Origin of the sequence: Amaricoccus sp. W119, assembly GCF_047275745.1 — a bacterium.
Lineage (GTDB): Bacteria > Pseudomonadota > Alphaproteobacteria > Rhodobacterales > Rhodobacteraceae > Amaricoccus.
In genome coordinates, this window is the sequence record NZ_JBKQWU010000015.1 from 1 (window position 1) to 23,962 (window position 23,962).

The following is a 23,962-nucleotide window of genomic DNA, read 5'->3' on the forward strand; positions in this document are numbered from 1 at the left end:
TCCCCTGTCCCTCCTGCGTTCAATGCAGAAGGGAAATAGGTGGCCGGATTTTACTCCGCCCGCGGCCGGACTATCCCGCCGCTACCGTGGCCGGTTTTTGCACCGCCGCTCTCAGAGACGCGGGTGACGGGGGCTCCACCGGCGCGCGCTCCTCTTCGGCGCTCCTGCCGACCGAGAACTCGTAACTCCCCTGCGCCTCCAGGAACCGCAGGTACGCCGTCAGATGGTCCCGGCGGGCTATCCTGATCTCGTTCAGCAGCGTCGGGCCGCGCGTGGTCGCCAGCGAGGCAGGCATGCCCAACCGCTCGCAGTAGCCGGGAAGACCGCTCTGGCCGCCCGTCTCGGGGTCCATGAGATCCCAGTAATCCGCTGTGGTTTCGCCGCCGCAGAAAGCGAGGTCGTCCCGCAAACGCGCGATGCGCTCTTCCGAGGGTGGCCCGACATCCTCCACGTGGGCAACCTGCTGCTCAAGGCAGCGCTGGTGGTACGCCTTGATTCGCGCTCTGATATCTGTGTGACGCATGCTTCTCGACTCAGGATTCTGAGTGAGCGTCAGCGCAAAAGATGAAAGATGTCTGGCCGTGGATCCAGCGATCCGGCGGCAGCGGGTTCCAAGAGACAGCCGGATCGTCGTGCGGCGTCCGGGCTGATCGGGAAGGCACTGAAAGGGCCAGCGGAAGTAGAAGATTCCATGTCGTGACCGCGAGAGATGGGCGTCCAGTTTCGTCCTTGTGTCTCACTTGCGTGTCACACCGGAATTCACCGACTCAAGTCATTGATATCTCAGGAGATGGTAGGCCCGGAGGGATTTGAACCCCCAACCAAAGCGTTATGAGCGCTCTGCTCTAACCGTTGAGCTACAGGCCCGGCCCGCCTTCTGCTAGACGGCGGCGCCGTTCGGGTCAAGCGGCGCCGGTGAGGATGCGGCTCAGCACCTCGACGATCTCGGTGGCATCGTAGGGCTTGCGGACCAGCGCGCCCTCTCGGTCCTCGCCCGGCAGCGTCGTCAGGTCGTTGTACCCGGTCGCGAAGGCGTAAGGCACCCCCCGCGCGCGGAGCGCCTCGGCCACCGGCAGCGAGTTCTCGCCACCGAGATTGACGTCGAGCACCGCGACATCCGGCGCCCGGGTCTCCAGCATCCTGAGCGCCTCGGCGGTGGATCGCGCGACGCCCATCACCGCCATCCCGGCGTCCTGCAGGATCGTCTCCAGATCCATGGCGATCAAGAGCTGGTCCTCGACGATGAGCGCGACCTTGCCGGTCAGGTCGGTCTCGACGCTCTTTCGCCGCGTCCGGACCTTCGGCGCCGCGACACGACTGCCGCGCGGAACGCCCACGAAGCGCGCGGGAACGCAGAAGCGTCCCTCGATGCCTTCCGGGGCATAGGTCACTTCGCTCTCGCCGCCGAGATCATAGGGAATGCTGCGATCGATCAGCGTGGTCCCGAACCCCGCCCGCGTCGGGGGACGCACCACCGGACCGCCGGTTTCGCGCCATAAGAAGGTGCAGGACCCGTCCTCGTTCAGCTCCCAGCTCACATGCACCGCGCCGCCGGGCCGCGACAGCGCCCCGTATTTCGCTGCGTTCGTGGTCAGTTCGTGAATGACAAGCGCCATCACCGAATAGGCCCGAGCCTCCAGCCAGACGGGTGGCCCGTCGATCTCCACCCGTGTGGCACTCGTCCGGTAGGGAGAAAGCTCGGCGGCGAAGAGCTCGACCGGCTCGCCTCCGCCGTCGCCCCGGATCACCTGGTCATGCGCGAAGGCGAGCGACTGGATGCGCGCCCGCAGGGTTCCGACATATTCGCGCAGTTCGTCACCGCCGCGCTGTTCGGAGGCGACGATGGACTTCACCGCTGCGAGAATGTTCTTCACGCGGTGGTTCAATTCGTCATTGAGCACGCGCTGGCGCGTCGCGGCCTTCTCGCGCTCGTCGGCCAGAAGCTCGCTCTGACGCAACAGGATCTCGGTCAGCGCGATGCGCGCCGCCTCGGCGAAGTGGCGTTCCTCGTCGGACCAGGGCTCCGACTGGCCGTGTACCGTTTCCTTCCAGAGGGCGAAGCTCTTGCGCGGCGTCAGCCGGTCGCCAAGCGGTCCGGACTCCCGCGCCTTCTCGGGGATGCCCGCCCAGTCCACCGTCCGCGTCACCTCCCGCCGGAAGAAGAAGAGGTAATCGCCCGGCCGGCTCGACAGCGGAATGATCAGCACGCCGGCCACCTGATCCGCGTAGCGCGCCGCCGCGGGCAACGGTTGGGACAGGCAATGCGTCGCCCAGACCGCGCCATCGGCGACGTTGGCCGCGAAGGCGGTGATCGCGGCGATCTCGCTCGCGGGCGGCGTGACACCTTCCGTCACCCACTGGCCGCCGATCCAGATCCCCGCCCCGTCGCAGCGGATGAGGCGTGCGAGATCGCCGAGCGACTCGCGCAGCACCTCGGAGACTTCGCGGAAGCCGCTCGCCTGGGTGAGTATGCGGTCGAGTCGCGCCCTGGCGCGGCGCCCGGAATCGAGCGCCTGGCGGTTGCGGAGCGCGCTCAACTGCATCGAGAGGAAGTCGCCGAACATCTCCGCGCCGAGCCGCTCCGCCATGCTGAGGACACGCGGCTCGTAGTGATGGCAGGCGACGAGCCCCCAGAGTTCGCCGTCGATGCGGATCGAGATCGACATCGAGGCCGCGACGCCCATGTTACGCAGGTATTCGCAGTGAATCGGCGAAACGCTGCGGAGATGCGCGAGCGAGAGGTCGAGCGGTTCACCCGAGGCGTCGAGGGTCGGCTGGATCGAGACAGGTTCGAAACTGGCATCGGAGATGACGCGGATCGTGCTGCGCAGATAGAGCGCCCGCGCCTGCTTCGGGATGTCGGCCGCGGGGAAATAGAGCCCGAGGTAGCTTTCGAGATCGGGCCGCCGCGCCTCGCTGACCACCTTGCCGGTGCCGTCGTGCATGAACTGGTAGACCATGACCCGGTCGTAGCTCAGCATCGCCTTGACGAGCCGGACCGTCTCCTGAATCAGGCGGTCGATCGTCGTCGCGGCGGAGACCCGCTCGATCATCGCGCGGGCAAGCTCGAGGGGCTCGGCGATCCCGCTCTCGGTCGGCTCGAACTCGACGATCGAGGTTCCCTTGAGCCGGTGCGCGGCGATATCGAACCGCCCCTCGCCGATCGCCACGCCGAAGACCAGCGCGGCCCGCGATCCGTCGCGCGAGCGTGTCAGGGCGTTCCTGATCGCATGTGCCGCTTCCCGGCCGAACACATCGCCGAGATTGGCCCCGTTCAGCGCGCGCGTCACCCCGAGCATCGCCGGCGCGTTGGCGGAATGGCGCAGGATCGTGCGCGCCTGCGCGTCGACCGCGATCAGACAGCCATGCGGCTGGATGCTGCCGGGAATATGGATCGGCTCCCGATCGCAATCACTCAGATCGACATGGCGCTTCATCGCATCGACACCTCGGCGAAAGCCCGGGTCGCGCCGTCGAAGGCGGCTCTCGCGCCCTGGAGCGCGCAGGCCGGGTCCACATCCGGCGCCCGGTCCAGCCGGGCGACGAAGACGGACCAGCGACCGACCTCCTCCGGCCGCGCCAGATGCCGCGCCCCATGGCTGACACCGAACCCGAGCCGGGCGGCTCGCCCGCGCAGGATGTTGGCGCCGATCGCGGCGCCTTCCAGCACGTACAGCATGCCCGCCGCCACCGAGGGCTCGGGTATGCCGCGCCAGCTCCCGGCCTCCGGTCTCGGCTCGGAGAGATCATCGAGATCCGCGCCAATCCGGGGCGCGAGCGGTGTGACCTGCCAGTCCCCGAGCCCCTTGGGAATACGCGCCAGCCTCAGCGCCTCCTCGATCGGTGCGCGAAACACATAGAGGCCGCGCAGGTACCGGCGATAGGCCGGCTCGTCCGCGATCCGCCCAACCGACCGGTCGAGGGCGTCATGCACACCGCGCGTCTGCTCGCGGAGCATGTCGCGCAAGGATGAGGATCGGGAGGCACTAGACCGCATATCGTCGCGATAGACCCTTTTTCCTGACAGGTCACGCGTATTCGCCGGGTTCAAGGACCGAATTCCGTTTTTCCCGTCGTATCAGGGAAGTGGCCCGGTTTGATACAATCTGACCTTGAGCCCGCCATGCGCGACCGGCGGTCCTGGCGGGGCGAAGGGCAGTCCGGTCGCGCGGGCGAGCCCCGCGTCGCTGGTGACGAGGCCGACGCGCCAGCCCCCGAACCGCTCGCGCAGCACCGCGCCGAGGCTCGCATGCAGCCCCCGCAGCGGCCCCGGAGCGCCGATGCGCGCGCCATAGGGCGGATTGACCATGACGAGGCCGGGCGGTCCATCGGGCCTGGGAAGCTCCGCGACCGGGCAGCGCTCGAACTCCGTGGCGCTGGCCACACCTGCGCGCTCGGCGTTCCCGAGGCTCATTCTGACCGCCCCCTGATCGCGGTCCGACCCGCGCATGGTGAGCCCCGGCCCGGATGCCGGTCCCGTCACGGCGCGGAGCGCGGACCAGGCGTCGGGATCGAATGTCGCCAGATCCTCGAAGGCGAAGCGCCGCGCCCGGCCCGGCGCGAGTCCGAGCGCGATCTCCGCCGCCTCGATCACGAAGGTTCCCGATCCGCACATCGGATCGAGCACCGGCTCCGTCCCGGCGAAGCCGCAGGCGCGCAGGAAGAGCGCCGCCAGCGTCTCGCGCATCGGCGCCTTGGCCACAGCCTGTTTGTAGCCCCGCCGGTGCAACGATTCGCCCGAGGTATCGACGCTGATCTGGCAGAGGTCGTCCTCGATCCGGACCTTCACCACCAGCCGGGCCTCCGGATCGACCGCCGCGCCAAGCTCCTCGCGGATCGCCCGCTCGATGCGCTGCTGCGCCGCCCCGGCATGGTAGATCCGCGAGGCGCGGGTCGTCACCTCGACCCGGACGGGAGTATCGGGCCGCAGGGTCTCGCCCCAGGGGAACTTCCGCGCCCGCTTGTCGAGTTGCGCGAGATGCATGGCCCGGAAGGCGCCGATCCGCGCCAGAACCCGCCCGGCGCCGCGCAATTCGAGATTGGCCCGCCAGACCTCGGGCCAGCCACCCTGGAGGTTCACGCCACCGGGCACCGCCTCGGCCGGAGCGAAGCCGCGCTCCAGCGCCTCGGCGCGCAGGATGGGCTCAAGCCCGGGCGCGGTGGCGAGGAAGATCTCGAATCTGGCGGCGGTGTCCATGCCGCCTCGCTATCTCGGCGAACCGGGGCGCGCCATCGAAACTTCACCCTCGCGACCGCGTTGGGTCAGAGACGGCGCCGGCCCCGCCGCGCGTCGTCGAAGGCAAAGGTTGACCGGAGGATGACGACATGACTCGCAGAACACCGCTTCTCGGCGCCGCGATCATCACCGCGCTCTGCGCCACGCCCGTCCTCGCGCAATCGGAAGGGTCCGACATGCCCGCTCCGGAGGCCGCCGCCTCCGCGTTGACGGCGCCGATCGCGAGCGCGGAGGGCACGCAACTCGGCACCGTGGAGCTCAGCTTCGCGCCATCCGGCCTCGCGGTGGTGACGATCGCGCTGACCGGCGCGGCGCCCGGCCAGCACGCGGTGCATTTCCACCAGACCGGGGTCTGCGAGGCGCCGTTCGACTCGGCGGGCGGGCATCTCGCCGGAACCATGGATCACGGCGTCATGAGTGCGAGCGGCCCGCACCCCGGCGACATGCCCAATGTCAACGTCCCCGACGCGGGCGCGGTCGAGCTCACCTATTTCGTGCCGAACCTGACCGCGGATCTGGTCGAGGACGAGGATGGCAGCGCCTTCATCCTGCATGAGGTGGCCGACGACTATGCCTCGCAGCCGAGCGGGAATGCCGGGGGCCGCATGGGCTGCGCGGTGATCGCGCCCGCGAACTGAGGGCGGGGCCTCCGCCTACTCGGGCCAGGCCCGCAGCCGCACGAAGATCGCCGCCCCGGCCAGCCCGGCGGCGAGGGCGAACCAGGTCAGGGCGTAGCTCAGATGGCTGTTGCGGAACCGGATCACCGTCAGCCCGCCGACCGGGAGGCCGCCCGGATTGGGCGTCGCATCGGCGTCGATGAAATAGGGCGCGACCGGTCCCTCCAGTCCTTCCGCCGCCGCGATCGCCGCGATGTCGCGCGAGTACCACCGCCCCGCGCCCGGGTCGTTCGCCCGGAGAAAGCCGCCGCCCGGCTCGGTGACGCGCAGAAGTCCCGCGACGCTGACGGGCCCCACGACCTCCCGCCGCGCGGCCGGGTCGCGGCGCTCCGCCGGCACGAAACCCCGGTTCACCAGCACGGTGAAGGCGCCGGTGTCGAGCGGCGCCAGCACCCAGTAGCCCGCGCCCAGGTCCGTCACCGCCTGGACCGCGACCTCCTTGCCGGAGAGGAATGTACCGGTGGCACGGATCCGGCGGTAGGCATCGCGCTCGGCGGAGATCCCGGCCCAATCCTCCGGGCCCGGCGCCGCGACCGGCGCCGCCGCGACCCGGGCATCGACCCGGGCGATCAGGTCGAGCTTCCAGGCCCGCCGCTCGATCTGCCAGACCCCGAGCGCGAGAAAACCGAGGATCGCGAGCGAGACCGCCAGCAGGGCCAGAATTGAACGCGTTCGCATCACGGAAGACGACCATCGCACATGGAACGGGCGCCGGCCACGACCGGCCGACGCCCGGAAAGTTGACCCGCGGGACTTCGCGGCTATTCCTGATACGGCCGTTCGAACCGCATGTCGTCCATCACCGGCATCATGTTCCGGTTGAGGTGGAACACGATCCAGAGCGACCCCGAGAGCGTGATCACCACCAGGACGATGGTGAAGGCCGTCGAGAGCAGCAGCCAGCCGCCCTCGGCCTTCGGCGTCATGTGCAGGAAGTAGACCATGTGCACCAGGATCTGGATCAGCGCGCAGGCGAGAACGATCGCGGCGGTATAGCCGGGGCTCTCGATCGGCCGGGCCATCACGAGCAGGAAGGGGATCGCCGTCAGGATGACGGAGAGCACGAATCCCCGCATGTAGGATTCGTAGCTGCCGTGCGGCATCCCGTGCTCGTCGTGGTCATCATGCCCATGATCATGCCCGTGACCATCGTGACCCGCGTGGCCGGCGCCATGCGCGCCCTGTGCTTCTTCGGTCTGCGTGCTCATCGCAGCACTCCCAACAGATAGACGAAGGTGAAGACGCCTATCCAGACGACGTCGAGGAAATGCCAGAACAGCGACAGGCAGGCCACCCGGCGCTGGTTCGCCGGAATGAGTCCCTTGGCGCGAATCTGGAAGATCAGCACGATCAGCCAGACGATGCCGAAGGTCACGTGCAGCCCATGGGTGCCGACGAGCGCGAAGAAGGCCGAGAGGAAGGCCGAGCGCCAGGGCCCCGCCCCCTCATGGATGAGATGGGAGAACTCGTAGAGCTCGATCGCAAGGAAGGCCGCGCCGAAGGCGCCGGTGATCGCGAGCCACTTGATCGTCTGCTTCTGATCGTCGCGGTGCATCGCCAGCATCGCGAAACCGTAGGTGATCGAGGAGAGCAGCAGCATCGTCGTGTTGAGCGCGACGAGCCCGAGGTCGAAGAGGTCCCGGGGACCGGGCCCCCCAGCGAGGCTGGCGCCGAGCACGCCATAGGTGGCGAAAAGGACCGCGAAGATGAGACAGTCGCTCATCAGGTAGATCCAGAAGCCGAGGTTGGTGAACCGCCCTTCCGGATGGTGCTCCTCCTCCGCGAGGTAGAACCGGGGCACGGCCGCCCCGGTGGCCGCACCCGTGGCCGCCGGGGTCACGGTCGAAGTGTCAGCCGTCATGTCCGTCATCGATCAGACCCTCCCGGCCAGCATCTGGCCCCGCGCATCCTCGGTCGCGGTCACTTCGTCGACCGGGATGTGATAGTCGCGGCTGTAGTTGAACGTGTGCCAGATCGCATAGCCGATCACGCCGACGAAGCTGAGCGTCGCGAGCCACCAGATGTACCAGACCATCGCCAGCCCGAAGACCGTGCTGAGGCCTGCGAGGATGATCCCGCTCGACGTGTTCCTCGGCATGTGGATGGGCGCGAAGCCGGCGCTCGGCCGGACATAGCCCGCCGTCTTCATGTCCCACCAGGCGTCGATGTCGCGCACCACCGGGGTGAAGGCGAAGTTGTAGGCCGGCGGCGGCGAGGAGGTCGCCCATTCGAGCGTCCGCCCGTCCCAGGGGTCGCCCGTCGTGTCGCGCAGCTCCTCGCGCTTCAGGATCGAGACGCCGATCTGGATGATGAAGGCGGCGATGCCGCAGGCGATGATCCCCGCGCCGAGGCCCGCGATCAGGAACCAGATCTGCAGGCTCGGGTCGTCGAAGACACGGGTGCGCCGGGTGATGCCCATCAGGCCGAGCACGTAGAGCGGCGTGAAGGCGACCCAGTAGCCGATGAGCCAGCACCAGAACGAGACCTTGCCCCAGAACGGATCGAGCCGGAACCCGAGCGCCTTCGGCCACCAGAAGTTGATTCCGGCGAAGAGGCCGAAGACCACGCCGCCGATGATCACGTTGTGGAAATGCGCGATCAGGAACAGCGAGTTGTGGAGCACGAAGTCGGCCGGCGGAACCGCGAGCAGCACGCCGGTCATGCCGCCGATGGTGAAGGTCAGCATGAAGGCGACCGTCCACATCATCGGCACTTCGTAGCGGATGCGGCCGCGGAACATGGTGAAGAGCCAGTTGAAGAGCTTCGCACCCGTCGGGATCGAGATGATCATCGTCGCGATCCCGAAGAACGAGTTCACGCTCGCGCCCGAGCCCATGGTGAAGAAGTGGTGCAGCCAGACGATATAGGCGAGGATCGTGATGCAGATCGTCGCGTAGACCATCGAGGAATAGCCGAAGAGCCGCTTGCCGCAATAGGCCGCCGTCACCTCGGAGAAGATGCCGAAGGCCGGGAGGACGAGGATGTAGACCTCCGGGTGTCCCCAGATCCAGACGAGGTTCACGTACATCATCGCATTGCCGCCATTGTCGGCGGTGAAGAAGTTCGTGCCCACGTAGCGGTCGAGGGTCAGCAGCACGAGAAGCGCCGTCAGCACCGGGAAGGACGCCACGATCAGGATGTTCGAGCAGAGCGCCGTCCAGGTGAAGACCGGCATGCGCATCATGGTCATGCCCGGGCAGCGCATCTTCACGATCGTCACGATCAGGTTGATGCCCGACAGTGTCGTGCCGACGCCCGCCACCTGCAGGCCCCAGATATAGTAGTCGACGCCGACATAGGGACTCGACTGGATACCCGAGAGCGGCGGATAGGCGAGCCAGCCGGTCTGCGCGTATTCGCCGATGAAGAGCGAGACCATGGTGATGACCGCGCCGCCGACCGTCATCCAGAAGCTGAAGTTGTTCAGGAAGGGGAAGGCCACGTCGCGGGCGCCGATCTGCAGCGGCATGACGAAGTTCATGAACCCCGTCACCATCGGCATCGCCACGAAGAAGATCATGATCACGCCATGGGCGGTGAAGACCTGATCGTAGTGATGCGCGTTCAGGTAGCCTTCGGAGCCGTTGAACGCCATCGCCTGCTGCAGTCGCATCATGACCGCGTCGGCGAAGCCGCGCAGGAGCATGATGATGCCGAGGATCATGTACATGATCCCGATCTTCTTGTGGTCCACGCTCGTGAACCATTCATTCCAGAGATAGCCCCAGAGTTTGAATTTCGTGATCAGCCCGACGACCGCGAGGCCGCCGATCACCACGCCGATGAAGGTGACGACCAGGATCGGCTCCTGGATCGGGATCGCCTGCCAGGTCAACCGTCCGAAGAGGAAAGTGGTGGGAGTCGGTTCTACAACAGCCATTTAGCTCTGCCCCGCGTTCAGAAGGTTTCGCCAGATTGTCCGCTCGGGGCGGGCGCGAGCGGAGAGAGCAGCGCGAGGCTGTCCGCCCGCGGTTCCTCGGACGGCAGCGGGGCGCAAAGCTCCGCGACGTGGAACGGCGTCATGCCGAAGGGCGCGGTCGGCTTCGCCGGCGCGGGCATCAGGTTGATCGTCCCCGCGAGGCCGGTGCCGCCCTGGGAATCGAGCCAGGCCATCTCGTCGATGCACATCCGGCCCTCCTCCACGCAGCGGTTCACGATCCGGCCGAAGAGCCCCGTGGAGACCGAGGCGTAGCGCGACGCCGGTACCTTCTCGCTCGGCTCGGCGAGCGCGAGATATTCCTGACGGTCCAGCGTCCGGCCGGTCGCGCGCGCCTCGCCGATCCATTCGACGAAATCCCTCGCCTCCAGGCCGCGGAAGGTAAAATGCATGTTCGAGAAACCCGCGCCGCTGTAATTCGCCGAGATGCCGTCATATTCGCCGGGCAGGTTCATCACCGCGTGAAGCTGCGACTGCATGCCGGGCATCGCATAGATCATCCCCGCGAGCGCCGGGACGTAGAAGGCGTTCATGACGGACTGCGAGGTGAGCTTGAAGTTGATCGGCCGGTCGACCGGGGCGGCGGCGTCATTGACCGTGGCAATCCCGTATTCGGGGTAGATGAACAGCCATTTCCAGTCGAGCGCGACCACCTGGACCTCGAGCGGCCGCACATCCGCCGGGACAGGCCGCCGCTCGCCGATGTTCTCGAGCGGACGGAACGGGTCGAGCATGTGGGTGCTGACCCAGGTCAGCCCGCCGAGACAGATGATGATGAGCAGCGGCGCGGCCCAGATGATCAGTTCGAGGCTGGTCGAATGGTGCCAGTCGGGATCGTATTTCGATTTGCGGGAGGCGGCGTAGCGCCAGGCGAAGAACCCCGTCAGGCCCATCACGGGAATGATGATGAGCAGCATGAGCAGCGTCGCGGTAACGAGGACGTCGGCCTGCTGCGCCGCGACATATCCCGAGGGGTTCAGCACGACCATGTCGCATCCGCCGAGAAGTACCAGGATCGGCGGCGCCCATAGCAACGATCGTCTCAGTTTCATGTTCCCCCACTCCCGCGGTCGCGTCGTTCGAGCGGTGCCTCGTGACACCCGAGTCCGATTCATCCTTAGCATACTGAGAATCGAGAGCTATAAGAGAAAGGCGCCGGGCCGACGGATCGGCCCCGAAAACACTGAACCGGAGGCACACGCGATGTCCCACGAATCCACTGTGCCGGCGGCGGCCGAGAAGCATGGCCATGCCAGCCTTCCCGAGCTCGCCGTCGGTGTGGTCATTGGGCGAAGCTCTGAATTCTTTGACTTTTTCGTTTACGCGATCGCTTCGGTTCTGGTCTTCCCGCGAGTGATGTTCCCCTTCGCCGATCCGCTCACAGGGGTGCTCCTCTCCTTCGCGGCCTTCTCCCTCGCCTTCATCGCGCGGCCGTTCGGAACGCTTATCTTCACCGAACTCGACCGCCGCTACGGGCGGGGAATCAAGCTCACCGTGGCGCTCTTCCTGCTTGGTTGCGCCACGGCGGGCATCGCCTTCATGCCGGATTATTCCGTCGCGGGCGGCTATGCGATCCTCATCCTCTGCGCGATGCGGATCGCGCAAGGCCTTGCGCTCGGGGGCACTTGGGACGGTCTCGCCTCGCTCCTCGCCATGAACGCGCCGCCGAAGCAGCGGGGCTGGTATGCGATGATCCCCCAGATCGGCGCCCCGGTCGGGCTCTTCGTCGCGAGCGCGCTCTTCATCTACCTGATCACCGGGTTGAGCGAGGAGGACTTCCTCGCCTGGGGCTGGCGCTATCCGTTCTTCGTCGCCTTCGCGATCAACGTCGTGGCGCTCTTCGCGCGGCTCCGGCTCGTCGTCACCGACGAATACGAGCAGCAGTTCCAGGACTACGACCTGCGCCCCTCGGGCGTGCCGGAGACGATCAGGGCCGAGGGCACCAACATCCTCATCGGCGCCTTCACCCCGCTCGCCACCTTCGCGCTGTTTCACCTCGTGACGGTCTTCCCGCTGTCCTGGGTCTATCTCTCGTTCAGCGAATCGGTGACCGGCTTCCTCGCCATCGAGATGGGCACGGCGGTGGTCGGCCTCGCGGCGATCCTCGTCTCGGGCTCGCTCGCCGACCGCTTCGGGCGCCGGCGGCTGCTCTTCGCCTGCTCGGTCGGCATCGCGATCTTCGCGCTGGTCGGGCCCCTGCTCCTGAACGGCGGACAGGGCGGTGAGTTCCTGTTCATGGTGGTCGGCTTCGCGCTCCTCGGTCTCAGCTTCGGCCAGTCCTCGGGCGCGGTCGCCTCGCGCTTCGAGCGCGGCCATCGCTACACGGCCTCGGCGCTCACCTCCGATCTCGCCTGGCTCTTCGGCGCGGGATTCGCGCCGCTCGTCGCCCTTCTGCTCGCCTCGCAGTTCGGCCTCTTCGCCTCCGGCATCTACCTGTTGTCGGGCGCGATCTGCTCGCTCGTCGCGCTGGTCCTGAGCCAGCGGCTGGAGGTCGGCGAAGGCATCGAGTGATCGCCCCGGCCGGGAGCGCCACCCGCGCTTCCGGCCGTCCGGTCAGTCTCCGCGTCCGGTGTCGCGGTCGTTATCACGACTGAGCGCGGCGATGCAGATCCGCGTCGCCTCGCGGACGCGGCGGAAGCGATCGCCGCCGAGGTGCTTGCCGCCGAACCAGCGGATCACCACCACCAGATGCTCCGTCAGGCCCTCGCGCTCCAGTTCGCGCAGGATGACGGCCCCGGCGCCGGCCTCGCCATCGTCGCCCTTCAACACCCCCTCGCGCCCGATCAGCGCCCAGGAATGATGCGTCGCCTTCGCGAGCCGCCTGTCCCGGCGCAGCGTACGCAGGAGTTCGCGGGCCGCCGCGCCGTCGGCGCACGGCCCACCCGCGACCGCGTAGCGCGATCCCCGGTCGGACAGGACATTCTCGAGCACCAGCATCGGCCGTCGCTATCCTGACCCGGGCCCGGGATCAATCCGCGAAACCCCCTCGGTCACTGACGGTCGGCCCGACGGACAAAAGCGCGTTGACAGTCAGGGCGGCTTTTCCGACTATCGCGACCGCGCATGGCGCCGCCCCGGCTTGTGCTTCACCGGCATCTCTCCGGGGCGGACCGCGCGGAGACGACCGTGGCATGTTTCTGTTTCCCGAGTACAACAACGTCATGAGTGCGAATCATTCGCCCCGGGTGTCGCCCGCTCGCGCGATCGGAACCGCGATACGCGGAGTTCCGGCGGTCACGACGGACCGGCTCCCCTCGATCCGACACGGAACGAAACCGATGACCGGCCGCTCGTCCTCGGACCCCGGCGCCATGTCCGGAGCGATCGGGACCCCACGCGGGTACCCGCCCCGTTTCACCACCCCTCCGCTCCCGGGTCGTCCCGGGTCCGAGGACGAGCGGCCGGTCAGGGCAATGTCCCGCCCGGCGGAAAAGGATGTTTCAATGACCCGATTCGACGTAGCCCTCTCGCCTCAACCGGCCGCGCCCATCGGAGACGGCGCGATCGTACCGATCGTGCTCTGCGGCGGGTCGGGGACGCGGCTCTGGCCGATGTCGCGGCGCGACTATGCCAAGCAGCACGCGCCGGTGCTGGGCGCCGAGTCGCCGTTTCAGGAGACGCTGCGCCGGCTCGCGGCCAATCCGATCTTCGCCGCGCCGATCGTGATCACCAGCGTCGGCGGGCGTTTCATCGCGGCCGAGCAGGCCGCGGCCGTCCGCGTCGGGATCGAACTGGTGCTGGAGCCCGAGGGACGCGACACGCTCGCAGCGGCGACGCTCGGCGCGCTCGTGCTGGCCGAGCGGGGCGGGACCGAGGCGATCGGCCTGCTGCTCCCCTCCGATCATCTCATTCCCGATCCTGAGGCCTTCGCGGCGGCGGCGGCGGCGGCGGCCACGGCGGCCTCCGGCGGCGACCTCGTGACCTTCGGCCTCACCCCGCGCAATCCCGCGACCGGCTACGGCTACATCCGGCCCGGCGCTCCCGCCGAGAAGGGCGGCTTCCATGTCGGCGCCTTCGTCGAGAAGCCGGACGCCGAACGCGCCGAGACGCTGGTGAACGAGGGCTATCTCTGGAATGCCGGCATGTTCTGCTTCAAGGCGGGCGCGGCGCTGCGCGAGATCGACCTCCACGCGCCCGAGACGCTGCATGGTGTGCGGAACGCGATCGCCGAGGGCGGGATGGATCTCGGCTCGCTCCGCCTCGGCGACAGCTATGTCGAGGTGCCGAAGACCTCCATCGACTTTGGCGTCATGGAAAAGACCCGGCGCGCGGTCGTCATGCCCGCCGATTTCGACTGGTCCGATGTCGGTGACTGGCGCGAGATCTGGGCGGTCTCGCCGCGCGACGAGACCGGCGTCGCGACGGTGGGTGACGTGGTGGTCCGCGACAGCCGCGACAGCTATATCCGCAGCTCCGGTCGCCTGGTCTGCGCGGTCGGCGTCGAGAATCTCGCGGTGATCGAGACGCCGGACGCGGTGCTGGTCTGCCCGATGGACCGCACGCAGGATGTGAAGGCGCTCGTCAGCGCGCTGGAGCGCGATGGCCGCGTCGAGGCGACCGCCTCGGCCCGCTCCTACCGGCCCTGGGGCTGGTATCAGACGATGGACATCGGCGCCCGCTTCCGCGTGAAGCGCATCGTTGTGACCCCCGGCGCGAAACTCTCTCTGCAGCGCCATCACCACCGCGCCGAGCATTGGGTGGTCGTGAAGGGCACCGCCGAAGTCACGCGCGACGCGGAGGTGATGCTGGTGCACGAGAACCAGTCCGTGTACCTGCCCCTCGGCTCGGTCCATCGCCTCGCCAATCCCGGCAAGATCCCCTGCGAACTCATCGAGGTCCAGACCGGCTCCTATCTCGAGGAAGACGACATCATCCGGATCGAGGACGATTTCGGCCGGGGCTGAAACCGCCGGAAGGGGGGCGGTTCGCCCCCTATCCGAAGATCCCGCGCGGCATGTAGAACGAGACCACCCAGTTCGGCGCATCCACGACGCAGGAGATCCTGAGATCGCCCGCGACCGAGCAGAGCATGTAGGCATCGACCGGGCTCATCTTCTCCCGCGCGGCGAGGAGGTCGATCATGCCTGAGACCGCGTCGCGCGCCCCGGCCATCAGGTCGGGGCCGATGCCCATCGTCACGTCGTAGCCGGCGCCGTCATTGTGCCGCGTCACCGGCCCCGGCGTCCGGAACCGCGGGAAGGCGAGGTTCGCGCCCTTCTCCAGCTCGAAGGTAAGCGTCACCGCCATCGCGCTTTCGATCGCGGTGCCACAAACCTCGCCGTCGCCCTGCGCCGCATGCGTGTCGCCGACCGAGAAAAGCCCGCCCGCCACCTCGACCGGCAGCCAGAGGGTGGAGCCGGCCGAGAGGTCACGCACGTCGAGATTGCCGCCGACACGGCGCGGCGGGATGATCGAATGCCGCCCCGGCTCAGCCGGCGCGAGCCCGATGGTCCCGGTGAAAGGCTTGAGCGGAACACGCGCCCCCGGCCCATAGAGCGCGGGCGCCCCGGCCTCGTAGCGCCACATGTGGAGCGCGGGCTCGGTGAACTGGTCCGCGAGCAGGCCGAACCCCGGGATATTGGCGGTCCAGCCGAGCCCCGAGGGCTCGAAATCGCCCAGCGTCACCTTGATCGCGTCGCCCGGCTCGGCCCCGTCGATCGCAATCGGTCCGGTCACCGGATTCACCTGTCCGGCATCGAGGGTCGCGATCTCCGCCGCGGTGCTCCCGGCCGAGAAATGCCCATTGGCCGCGTCGGCGCATTCGAAGCGCAGGGTGGTGCCCGGCGCGATCGTCTCGACCGGCGCGATCGTATTGTCCCAGCCGAAGTGCTTCCGGCAGGCGTGGATCGTGTATCGCTGATCGTGCATCGCGCGCTCCGATGACCGGTTGCCGCGGCGGTCCTCCATGGCATCGCGAAAAGGACACGCCGGGGCCGATCGTCGCATGGCCCGCGCGAAGCTGTCCAGCCCCGCGCCCGGCTGGCCGGCCGCCGCCGTCAGCCGGGAACCGCGCGTCTCACCAGCCCGTCAGGCGCCCGGAGGCCGACAGGCCCCGGTTCCGCCCCGGGATCGCGCCGGTCGAGGCGAAGGTATCCTCATCCCGAGGGTCCTGTCCGCCGGCGCCATCATCAGCCTCCGCGGGCGCGAGCCGGTCCACCACCGCGGCGTTGACGGCGTAATCGCCGTCCTTCTCGATGATCGCCTCGCCGAAGTTCTTGTCGGACCAGGCGTTCAGCGATTGGCACACACCACCCGGCGCGACCCTGTGCCGGCGCGCCAGGGCTTCGAACTCCAGTTCGGACCAGTGCTCCCTGCGGACCAGTTCGGCGGCGAGCCGCGCGGTGGCGGGATCGAGGCCGGCGAGCCGGGAAGGGTCGATCGCCCGCGCCGGCCGCGGGCCAGCCGAGGTGGCGGATGGCGCGTCGGACGACGCACCGGGCGGCGGTGTCGATGGCGGGCCGTCGAGGCTCACCGGATGCCGGCCACGCGCCTTCCGGATCGCCTCCATCCGGCGCCGAACCTCCGTCCAGTCGAGACCGACGATGCCGCTGGCGCGCCGCGCTTCACCCGCGGGCGCCCGGAACTCCACGCCGGCGGGCGCGGCGGGGCCCGCCGTTCGGCGCTCCCCCGTGCCGCGACCCCTCGTGTCTCCTCCGCGCGGGGTATCGGCCGCGGGTTTCGCCCGCTCCGATGGCGCGGCCATCGCACGGGCGATCGCGCTTCCAAGCGGGACGAGCCGCCCGCCATCGGCATCGGTGGCGATGTCCCGTTCGACCGCCGCGCCATGACCGAGCGACGACAGCGTGATGAGCTCGCCCGGGTCGAGAGGGCCGGCCGATTTCCGCGGATCGGGACTGATGCCGAAACCGAGGTGGGTCAGCGCGTCGGCGACATCGACAAGCCGCTCCGGCTCCGAAGGCACCGCCCGTCCGCCGTCGAGCCGGAACAGCAGATCCCCGAGCAGCGCATGGCCGCCCGCGCCGACGCGCTCCCGCGCCCAGGCGAGGAAGAGTTCGCTCTCCCGCGATGCGTGGTAGGGGCGAAGTCCGGCGGGCAGGAAGGCATAGGCGATGATCGAGCCACGCGCCGCCGGATTCTGCCCGAGAAACCGGCTCAGCCGTTCAAGCTCGTCCATCGCGCCATCCGCGATCTCCTGTGCCACGGTCGGCGGATCGCGCAAGTCGGCGATATCGGGGAACGGCCCACCATAGGCGTCGAGATCGATCGGATGCTCGAACGCCCCGGCGGCGGAGCGGTAGACCGGCCGGAGCTCCTTCCAGAGCAGCCGGACCCGCAGCCCTTCGGGAAAGCGCTCGACGAAGCGCAGGCCGAAGAGCGCGCGGAAGTCGGCCGGGCACCGGGTCGCCGCCGTCCTGAGCTTCCGGTCACGATCGCAGGACCACCAGCTGAACAGCCATTCATGGGTGAGCGTGATCCCGTCCATGATCATCGCGCCGACGGGAACCTTGAGCGCGAGCGGCAGGCCGAATTCGCCGGCGCCCGCCGGCGGCTCCACGAGATCGGGACGGCAGAGCACCACCCGGCCCGCATCGATGAACCGGTCGAGCGCGATCCGCGCCATCGGGCTGTGCTCGACAACGCCCCGGAGGCGGAGGGCTTCGTCGAGGATCGTCTCGCGCTCTGCTTCGGAGGTGTCGTCATCGACGAAGAACCGCCGTTCGAGCCCCTGAAAATAGAGCAGCGCATAGCCGATGCCAAAGGCGCGGTCCTCGCGGCCCGTCGCGAGCCAGCGGAGATAGGCGCTGCGCGCCGCGGGCGACAGATCGGCGTAACGCGGCCATTCCGGCAGGCCCTGCCCCGCGATATCGGGTTGCGTCCGCGCCACGGGCAGCGTCGGGTCGATCCAGGAAGCGGTCGCCACGCCTTCCGCAGGCGGCGTTCCGACATGGATCATGCCCCCGACGGGCAGGCCCGCGATCATCAGGGGCTCGCCCCGCTCAAGCCATCCGTTGATCTCGGGCGCCGGGTTCACCCCGTCCGCCGTGACCGAGGGAGCCGCCGGACCGCGGCGTCGAAGGCGGAAAACCGCCGAGGCGATGATCAGGAGGGCGAGAACGATCGAGGACGCGATCATCGGCACTTCCTCCGCCACGGTTGAACCACCACAGTGAAACTATTGAAATCAACCGGGAAAGCATCTATAGGTGACAATTGTGCCCGCGCGCGCCCTGAATCTTCATCGCGGGAACATATCGATTGTCCCTCCGGTTGCCAAGGCACCGGGGTTTTCTTCGTGGAGCATAGGCGGATCGGCGACCAACCGCCCAGTCGCCCGTTCCACCACCCGGCCCTCCGCCCATCGCAGCGCCCGCTACGTCGCCCATCGCGCCGCCCGACCCAGCGCCCGCCTGCCCGCGCCTCCCGGCCCGCGCCCGATCGCTCGGGGGCGGGCCGTGTTCCTCGCATCGCTGGGTCAGGGCACATGGCACTCTCCTCAGGCGGCCGGCGCCTTCTCCCGCGTCGGCACGCGGTCGGGCGGAGGCGAGGGCATGTCGGTGGCGGAGGCGACAAGCTTCACCACCCGGTCGTAGAGCCCGGTCGGCGTCCGCCGTTGCGATATGTTGAGTACCGCCGTCTCGCGGAGTTCCTCCGCGAGGATCGACAACAGCATTTCACGGTTGATCTCGTCGTGGGTGTCGAGCCCCTCGTCGCTGACCAGCCATTTCGGCCGGCCGAGGAGCAGGCGCGCATAGCCGAGCCTTTCCTGGTCGCCGAGACTGAGCTCATGCTCCCAGCGTGCCACCCTGTCGAGACTGTCCTCCATCTTCCCGAGCCCCACGCGCCGCAGGGCGACGCGCAGTTCCTCGTCCCCGGGCATCCGGCCATCGGTGCTGAGCGCCTCGCGAAGCGGGCCCATCGGCAGGAAGGGGCGCTGCGTCAGATAGGCGACCTCGCGGTCGGGGGGGACCACGATCCGGCCGGAGCCGGCGTTCCAGAGCCCGGCGATGGCGAGAAAGAAGCTCGTGCGCCCCGAGCCGGGCTGGCCGAGGATGAGCACGCGCTCGCCCTCCCCCACCTCGAGCCAGGGCAGTTCGAGGGAGGTGGTCCCGTGTCGCGTCTTCACGCGGACGGCGTCGAGCTCGAACCGGTCGGTCGGCCCCTCGCGGCGCTCGATCAGCCCGGCGGAGGCTTCCACCCGGTCGAGGTCGAGCAGCGCCTGGCGGAAGTTCATGACGCGCAGGAGCGTCGCGCGCCATTCGGCGATGGTGTCGGTATTGTCCACGAACCAGCGCAGCGACTGCTGCACCTGGTTGAACGCGCCGACCACCATCATCAATTCGCCGAAGGTCAGGCGCCCGGCGAAATAGCCCGGCGCCGCCACCACGATCGGAAAGACCAGCGCGACCCAGCCGTAGCTGGCCGTCACCCAGGTGAGGCGCGCGCGCGCGAAGGCGACCCGCCGCAGCATCCGCACGAGCGAGGCGAGACTCGCCTCCAGCCCGCGCAGGCTGTCCGCCTCGCCATTGCTGAGCGCGATGCCCTCGGCGCGTTCCGAGCTTCGCACCAGCGCGATGCGGAACTCGGCCTCGCGGGAGTAGCGCTCGGCGCCGAGCGGCACGAGCCGCCGACCGACCCGCCAGGAGACGAGCGAACCAGAGAGGGCGTAGATGAGCGCGGCCCAGACCATGTAGCCGGGGATCTCCATGTCGCGACCCGCGATCGGGATGACCACGCCTTCGGAGAGAATCCAGAGCACGCCGATGAAGCTCAGGAGCAGGATCGAAGACTGCACGAGGCCGACGCTGAGATCGGCCGAGAGCTCCGTCAGATGCTGTGTGTCGGCCTGGATGCGCTGGTCGGGATTGACGCCGATCTCGCCCGCGCGGCTGATGCGCGCCGCCCGCTTGCGCGTCAGCCAGTTCTTCAGCAGGTCGCGTGTCGCGAGATCGCGAAGCCTGACCCGGATGAGCTGGTTGCAGCCGGTCTGGGCCACGTTCAGCACGAGAAGCGCGGCGGCGATCATCAGGAACACGCCGAGCTGCCGGAGGAACTCGTTGAAATCGCGCCGCTCGATCGCGTCGTAGAACGGCTGGTTCCACGCATTGAGCCGGACCTGCATCACCGCGGTCAGGATGATGACGATGACGATGATGACGGCGAGCAGGTAGAGGCTGTTCCGGCCGGGCGTCCGGTGTACCGCGCGAAGCAGGACGCTGACCTGATGGGTCACTCGGTTGTCGTAGGGGGCGATCGGCGCGTTCGGCATGGGTCTGCACTGCCCTCTATGCGTAGTGGGCCACTATCGGGCAGGTCGTCGCGCCGGAACAGGCCAAGTCGGCATTCTCACGTCGATGCTTCGGCGCCCGTGTTCCCGCGGCAACGCATCCGCCGGGTTCTCGGAGATCTACGGCACGAGGGTAAACGAAAGCACCCGCGGGTCCTCGCCGAAGCGCTCGATGGCGTCGAGCGCCTGGCCCTCGTGCTGGACGAGGAACAGCCGGTCGGGATTGGCCGCCGGATCGCGATCGGGCCAGACCCGCCGGCCGCCCGCGGCCTCCCGCCCGTGTTTCGCCAGCATGTCGGCCGCGACGGTGAAGGACAGCACCTCCGAGGCGCCGGGCTCGAGCGTGACCTGCCGGTGCGCGAGCCGCTCCAGGAGCCGCGGCGTCCGCTCCTCGCAGACCATGTCCTGGTAGTAGAGATGCACCGTCTCGGTGCCGCGGCGCTCGCCCGTGTTGGTCACGCGGACGCTGGCGGTGAGCGGCGTATCGCCCGAGGCGGACAGGCTCTGGCCGTCGAGCGCCCAGTCCGAGAGCGCAAAGCTCGTGTAGGAATAGCCCTCGCCGAAATGATAGGCGGCCGGCCAGCGCGCACCGAGGCCGAGATAGTAGGCGCACCAGTGATCGCGCTGCCGCCGCGCGGCCGAACCGCGCACCACCGGCACCGGCGGGCGGTCGATGCGCTCGCGCTGCGAGTCGAAACCCGAGGTGATGCCGTCGCCGATCGGCAGCCCGTGCGACAGGCGCGCGGTCGGCGCGCGGACGCCGGCGAGGATGTCGCCGATCGCATCGCCCGCGAAAGTGCCGAGATGCGAGGTCCAGAAGATCGCGTCCGCCGCCGCCTCGATCCCGGCGGGGATATGGAGCGCGCGGCCCGCGGTCACGAAGACGATGAGCTTCGCCTCCGGATTGGCGCGGCGCGTCTCCTCGACGAGACGGCGCTGCGGATACGGGAGCCGCGGATCGGCCAGCGCGGCGGATTCGCCGCTCCAGGAATGCGGCTCGCCGAGGAAGATGACGATATGGCTCGCCGCGCGCGCCAGTTTCTCCGCCTCCGTCGTCTCGCCCGGATCGGGGTCGCGGTCGTAGTCGCAGCCCCGCGCGTAGGTCGCCTCCGGCCAGTGCCGTCTTATCCCGGCGAGCGGCGTCGTCACGAGGTCGAGTCGATGGAACGCATGGCTCGAATAGGCGCCGAGCCAGTCCTCCGGGTCCTGCTCCGCGAGCGGCCCCAGCACGCAGACCCGCGCATCCTCCGGGATCGGCAGCGTGGCAGGGTCCGGCCGGGTCGGCCGCAGCATCACGACCGAGGCGGTGGCGAGGTCACGGTAGACCTCCGTCGGGCCGGCGAGCAGCGCCTGCTCATGCTCCGGCCCGGTGCCGAGAAACGGATCGTCGAGCAGGCCGAGCCGCTCCTTCAGCGTGAGCATCTCCGCCGCGCGGACCATCAGATCCTCTTCCGGGATACGGCCTTCCTCCACCAGCTCCGGCAGATGCAGCAGGTAGAGGAGCGAGCAGAGGTCGATATGCACGCCCCCCTCGGCGAAGGCGCGGTAGGCGGCTTCCTTCGGCCCCGCCGCGTAGCCGAAACCGCCGTAAAGCTCGTAGATCGCGTCGTAGTCGGATTCGATGATCGCGCCCGGCCCGGCGTTCGCCTTGGTGAGATCGCGCAGATACGGATCGGCATGGGCCGGGACGCCGTTGAGCGCCACGAAACTCATCATCACGCCATCCGCGCCCGCCTCGAAACCGCCCGTATACCGCGTCATCACCGTATCGAGGAACTCCACCCGGCTAATAGGGAGCGCGGTATAGTCGGGACCGGCGGTATACTGATAGGGGCCGAGATGCTTCAGGATCACCCCCACGCGGTCCTCGGCCGCGAGCCCCTCGGTGCTCGCCCGCGTCACCTCGCTCATGAACTTCGGGCAGGAAATGATGCCGCCCTCCTGCGTGCGGCCCTGCCGCTGCGCGAAGGCATAGTCGCAGGTGATGCGGATCAGCCGCACGCCGGCCTTGTTCGCGTCGATCGCCGCCTGTTCATGCGCGCGGCGCACGCGCTCCATGTCGAAACAGTAGAGCGGAAACGGGCCGACGAGATAGAAGCCCCGGCGCCCGTCGTCCTTGATCAGGAGCGGCGGATGGCCGTTCTCGACCGCGATCCGCTGCAATTCCCCGAGCCGGTCGCCGACCAGCCCGGACCCGCCGATCTCGCCCCGCGCCACGGCCTGCGCGATATCCTCGCCGGCGAGCGCCTGGTAGCGGCCGGGGTCGATCGAGGTCAGCTGTCCCGCGAGCTGCCGAAGCGACATGCCGTCCGCGAGCGCCCAGGCGCGGTCCGTGATATGCGGGGGCTTGGAGAAGGTCCGGTGTGTCATCGCTACCTGCGGGAATTCTGAAAGGATACCGTGTGACGATAACCTCCAGGCTGAGCACGACAAGGGCGCTTCCACCCGGCGTCGGCCTTTGCGAGACTGGTCGGGGCCGCGGGGACCGGGCACGGGTATGGACACACGCGCCCGGCATGACTGAACTGGCATGACTGAACTGGCGTGGAATGGACTGACGGGAGACGCGACGCATGAACATCGGGACCAGGACGAGCCACCCCGCGGACCGGGCCGATTTGGACGACGATGCCCTGCTCGATCTCGTCCAGCGCCAGACGCTCCGGTATTTCTGGGATTTCGCGCATCCGGTCTCCGGCCTCGCCCGCGAGCGGAGCAACATCACGCCCCGCTACGGGCACGAGGCGGTGACGACGGGCGGCTCCGGCTTCGGCGTCATGGCGATCATCACGGGCGTCTCGCGCGGCTGGATCGACCGCGCCGAGGCGGCCGAGCGGCTCTGGACCATGACGAAATTCCTGGAGAAGGCCGATGCCTATCATGGCATCTGGCCGCATTTCCTCCATGGCGAGACCGGACGGACCATCCCCTTCAGCCGCAAGGACGACGGCGGCGATCTGGTCGAGACCTCGTTTCTCCTGATGGGCCTGCTCTGCGCGCGCCAGTTCTTCGACGGAACGGACGCGACCGAAACCCGGCTGCGCGCGCTGATCGACTGGCTCTGGCGCGAGGCCGAATGGAGCTGGCACACGCAAGGCGGGCGGAACGTGCTCTACTGGCACTGGAGCCCGAACAACGGCTGGAGCATGAACCACGAGATCCGCGGCTGGAGCGAATGCCTGATCACCTATGTCCTGGCAGCTTCCGCGCCGCGCTACGCGGTCTCGCCCGAGATCTACCACCGGGGCTGGGCGGACGGGCGGCATTTCACCAACGGGCGGAGCTATCTCGGCACCACCCTGCCGCTCGGGCCGGACTGGGGCGGGCCGCTCTTCCTGTCGCAATACTCGTTTCTCGGGATCGACCCGCGCGGCCTCAGCGACCGCTACGCCGACTACTGGGAGCAGAACGTCGCCCATGCCGAGGTCAACCGCGCCTATTGCGTGGAGAACCCGCTCGGCTTCAAGGGCTACGGGGCCGATTGCTGGGGCCTCACCTCCTGCGATGGTCCGCTGCACTATGACGGGCATTCGCCGACCAACGACCGGGGCGTGATCGCGCCCACGGCGGCGCTCGGCGCCTTTCCCTATACGCCCGAGGCGTCGATGCGCGCGCTCCAGCATTTCTACCACGATCTCGGCGACCGGCTCTGGAGCGACTACGGCTTCATCGATTCCTTCAGCGAGACCGCGGACTGGTACGCGCCCTCGCATCTCGCGATCGATCAGGGGCCGATCGTCGTCATGATCGAGAACGCCCGCTCCGGCCTCCTGTGGAAGCTCTTCATGAGTTGTCCGGAGGTCCGCGCAGGCCTCGGGCGGCTCGGCTTCGCGAGCCCGCATCTGACCGACGCCCTCGTGAGTTGA

General features: G+C 68.5%; 18 protein-coding genes and 1 tRNA gene. 4 read left to right on the plus strand and 15 right to left on the minus strand.

Going from position 1 to position 23,962, the window contains the following annotated elements:
- Window positions 1–70 precede the first annotated feature (70 nt).
- The 5 genes from ACLJK8_RS10285 to ACLJK8_RS10305 form a co-directional block, all read right to left on the minus strand.
- Window positions 71–523 (minus strand): hypothetical protein, encoded by a 453-nt coding sequence (locus ACLJK8_RS10285; RefSeq protein WP_413150142.1) that lies wholly within the window; start codon window positions 521–523, stop codon window positions 71–73.
- 268 nt (window positions 524–791) lie between these two features.
- Window positions 792–867, minus strand: a tRNA-Ile gene (locus ACLJK8_RS10290).
- A 35-nt stretch (window positions 868–902) separates the two neighbouring features.
- Complete coding sequence (locus ACLJK8_RS10295) at window positions 903–3,437, minus strand: HWE histidine kinase domain-containing protein (protein WP_413150143.1); 2,535 nt, start codon at window positions 3,435–3,437, stop codon at window positions 903–905.
- A complete protein-coding gene (locus ACLJK8_RS10300; RefSeq protein WP_413150145.1) occupies window positions 3,434–3,967 on the minus strand; it encodes a biliverdin-producing heme oxygenase in 534 nt (177 codons plus the stop codon). Before ACLJK8_RS10300 ends, ACLJK8_RS10295 begins: the two co-directional genes overlap by 4 nt.
- Before the next feature lie 111 nt (window positions 3,968–4,078).
- A complete protein-coding gene (locus ACLJK8_RS10305) occupies window positions 4,079–5,197 on the minus strand; it encodes a THUMP domain-containing class I SAM-dependent RNA methyltransferase (RefSeq protein WP_413150147.1) in 1,119 nt (372 codons plus the stop codon).
- A 128-nt stretch (window positions 5,198–5,325) separates the two neighbouring features.
- On the opposite strand from ACLJK8_RS10305, the gene ACLJK8_RS10310 reads away from it, so the two are divergent.
- On the plus strand, window positions 5,326–5,874 hold the full coding sequence (locus tag ACLJK8_RS10310) for a superoxide dismutase family protein (RefSeq protein WP_413150148.1): 549 nt from the start codon (window positions 5,326–5,328) through the stop codon (window positions 5,872–5,874).
- A gap of 15 nt (window positions 5,875–5,889) precedes the next feature.
- Here the strand turns inward: ACLJK8_RS10310 and ACLJK8_RS10315 are convergent, their stop codons facing one another.
- From ACLJK8_RS10315 to cyoA, 5 genes are all read right to left on the minus strand, one after another.
- Window positions 5,890–6,591, minus strand: coding sequence for an SURF1 family protein (locus ACLJK8_RS10315; RefSeq protein ID WP_413150149.1), 702 nt, complete (start codon window positions 6,589–6,591; stop codon window positions 5,890–5,892).
- A gap of 83 nt (window positions 6,592–6,674) precedes the next feature.
- The gene (gene cyoD, locus ACLJK8_RS10320) at window positions 6,675–7,121 is read right to left on the minus strand and encodes a cytochrome o ubiquinol oxidase subunit IV (protein WP_413150150.1); all 447 of its coding nucleotides are present in this window, start codon (window positions 7,119–7,121) and stop codon (window positions 6,675–6,677) included.
- Entirely contained in the window at window positions 7,118–7,783 is a 666-nt protein-coding gene (cyoC, locus tag ACLJK8_RS10325; protein ID WP_413150152.1) for a cytochrome o ubiquinol oxidase subunit III, read from the minus strand. Before cyoC ends, cyoD begins: the two co-directional genes overlap by 4 nt.
- 3 nt (window positions 7,784–7,786) lie before the next feature.
- Complete coding sequence (cyoB, locus tag ACLJK8_RS10330) at window positions 7,787–9,793, minus strand: cytochrome o ubiquinol oxidase subunit I (protein ID WP_413150153.1); 2,007 nt, start codon at window positions 9,791–9,793, stop codon at window positions 7,787–7,789.
- Between the two features lie 17 nt (window positions 9,794–9,810).
- Window positions 9,811–10,902: a ubiquinol oxidase subunit II gene (cyoA, locus tag ACLJK8_RS10335; protein ID WP_413150154.1), complete on the minus strand. Its 1,092-nt coding sequence runs from the start codon at window positions 10,900–10,902 to the stop codon at window positions 9,811–9,813.
- Between the two features lie 151 nt (window positions 10,903–11,053).
- On the opposite strand from cyoA, the gene ACLJK8_RS10340 reads away from it, so the two are divergent.
- Entirely contained in the window at window positions 11,054–12,361 is a 1,308-nt protein-coding gene (locus tag ACLJK8_RS10340; protein ID WP_413150155.1) for an MFS transporter, read from the plus strand.
- A 42-nt stretch (window positions 12,362–12,403) separates the two neighbouring features.
- Here the strand turns inward: ACLJK8_RS10340 and ACLJK8_RS10345 are convergent, their stop codons facing one another.
- Entirely contained in the window at window positions 12,404–12,787 is a 384-nt protein-coding gene (locus ACLJK8_RS10345) for a YigZ family protein (RefSeq protein ID WP_413150157.1), read from the minus strand.
- Between the two features lie 506 nt (window positions 12,788–13,293).
- Here ACLJK8_RS10345 and ACLJK8_RS10350 point away from each other — a divergent pair.
- Complete coding sequence (locus tag ACLJK8_RS10350; protein WP_413150158.1) at window positions 13,294–14,754, plus strand: mannose-1-phosphate guanylyltransferase/mannose-6-phosphate isomerase; 1,461 nt, start codon at window positions 13,294–13,296, stop codon at window positions 14,752–14,754.
- 28 nt (window positions 14,755–14,782) lie between these two features.
- On the opposite strand, the gene ACLJK8_RS10355 is transcribed toward ACLJK8_RS10350, so the two are convergent.
- The 4 genes from ACLJK8_RS10355 to ACLJK8_RS10370 all read right to left on the minus strand — a co-directional run bounded on the left by ACLJK8_RS10355 (window position 14,783) and on the right by ACLJK8_RS10370 (window position 22,466).
- A complete protein-coding gene (locus tag ACLJK8_RS10355; protein ID WP_413150160.1) occupies window positions 14,783–15,718 on the minus strand; it encodes an acetamidase/formamidase family protein in 936 nt (311 codons plus the stop codon).
- Window positions 15,719–15,866: 148 nt separating this feature from the next.
- Window positions 15,867–17,945 carry a TerB N-terminal domain-containing protein gene (locus ACLJK8_RS10360; protein WP_413150161.1) on the minus strand — a complete coding sequence of 693 codons (2,079 nt, stop codon included), beginning with the start codon at window positions 17,943–17,945 and terminating at the stop codon, window positions 15,867–15,869.
- Window positions 17,946–18,305: 360 nt separating this feature from the next.
- Complete coding sequence (locus ACLJK8_RS10365; RefSeq protein WP_413150162.1) at window positions 18,306–20,078, minus strand: ABC transporter ATP-binding protein/permease; 1,773 nt, start codon at window positions 20,076–20,078, stop codon at window positions 18,306–18,308.
- A gap of 138 nt (window positions 20,079–20,216) precedes the next feature.
- Window positions 20,217–22,466 carry a glycoside hydrolase family 3 C-terminal domain-containing protein gene (locus ACLJK8_RS10370; protein WP_413150163.1) on the minus strand — a complete coding sequence of 750 codons (2,250 nt, stop codon included), beginning with the start codon at window positions 22,464–22,466 and terminating at the stop codon, window positions 20,217–20,219.
- 203 nt (window positions 22,467–22,669) lie between these two features.
- Between ACLJK8_RS10370 and ACLJK8_RS10375 the strand changes: the two genes are divergently transcribed.
- On the plus strand, window positions 22,670–23,962 hold the full coding sequence (locus tag ACLJK8_RS10375) for a glucoamylase family protein (RefSeq protein WP_413150165.1): 1,293 nt from the start codon (window positions 22,670–22,672) through the stop codon (window positions 23,960–23,962).

Coding starts and splice junctions, on each gene's coding strand:
- ACLJK8_RS10285 (WP_413150142.1), bottom strand. CDS start 523: ATGCGTCACACAGATATCAGAGCGCGAATCAAGGCGTACCACCAGCGC.
- ACLJK8_RS10295 (WP_413150143.1), bottom strand. CDS start 3,437: ATGAAGCGCCATGTCGATCTGAGTGATTGCGATCGGGAGCCGATCCAT.
- ACLJK8_RS10305 (WP_413150147.1), bottom strand. CDS start 5,197: ATGGACACCGCCGCCAGATTCGAGATCTTCCTCGCCACCGCGCCCGGG.
- ACLJK8_RS10310 (WP_413150148.1), top strand. CDS start 5,326: ATGACTCGCAGAACACCGCTTCTCGGCGCCGCGATCATCACCGCGCTC.
- ACLJK8_RS10315 (WP_413150149.1), bottom strand. CDS start 6,591: ATGCGAACGCGTTCAATTCTGGCCCTGCTGGCGGTCTCGCTCGCGATC.
- cyoD (WP_413150150.1), bottom strand. CDS start 7,121: ATGAGCACGCAGACCGAAGAAGCACAGGGCGCGCATGGCGCCGGCCAC.
- cyoC (WP_413150152.1), bottom strand. CDS start 7,783: ATGACGGACATGACGGCTGACACTTCGACCGTGACCCCGGCGGCCACG.
- cyoB (WP_413150153.1), bottom strand. CDS start 9,793: ATGGCTGTTGTAGAACCGACTCCCACCACTTTCCTCTTCGGACGGTTG.
- cyoA (WP_413150154.1), bottom strand. CDS start 10,902: ATGAAACTGAGACGATCGTTGCTATGGGCGCCGCCGATCCTGGTACTT.
- ACLJK8_RS10340 (WP_413150155.1), top strand. CDS start 11,054: ATGTCCCACGAATCCACTGTGCCGGCGGCGGCCGAGAAGCATGGCCAT.
- ACLJK8_RS10345 (WP_413150157.1), bottom strand. CDS start 12,787: ATGCTGGTGCTCGAGAATGTCCTGTCCGACCGGGGATCGCGCTACGCG.
- ACLJK8_RS10350 (WP_413150158.1), top strand. CDS start 13,294: ATGACCCGATTCGACGTAGCCCTCTCGCCTCAACCGGCCGCGCCCATC.
- ACLJK8_RS10355 (WP_413150160.1), bottom strand. CDS start 15,718: ATGCACGATCAGCGATACACGATCCACGCCTGCCGGAAGCACTTCGGC.
- ACLJK8_RS10360 (WP_413150161.1), bottom strand. CDS start 17,945: ATGATCGCGTCCTCGATCGTTCTCGCCCTCCTGATCATCGCCTCGGCG.
- ACLJK8_RS10365 (WP_413150162.1), bottom strand. CDS start 20,078: ATGCCGAACGCGCCGATCGCCCCCTACGACAACCGAGTGACCCATCAG.
- ACLJK8_RS10370 (WP_413150163.1), bottom strand. CDS start 22,466: ATGACACACCGGACCTTCTCCAAGCCCCCGCATATCACGGACCGCGCC.
- ACLJK8_RS10375 (WP_413150165.1), top strand. CDS start 22,670: ATGAACATCGGGACCAGGACGAGCCACCCCGCGGACCGGGCCGATTTG.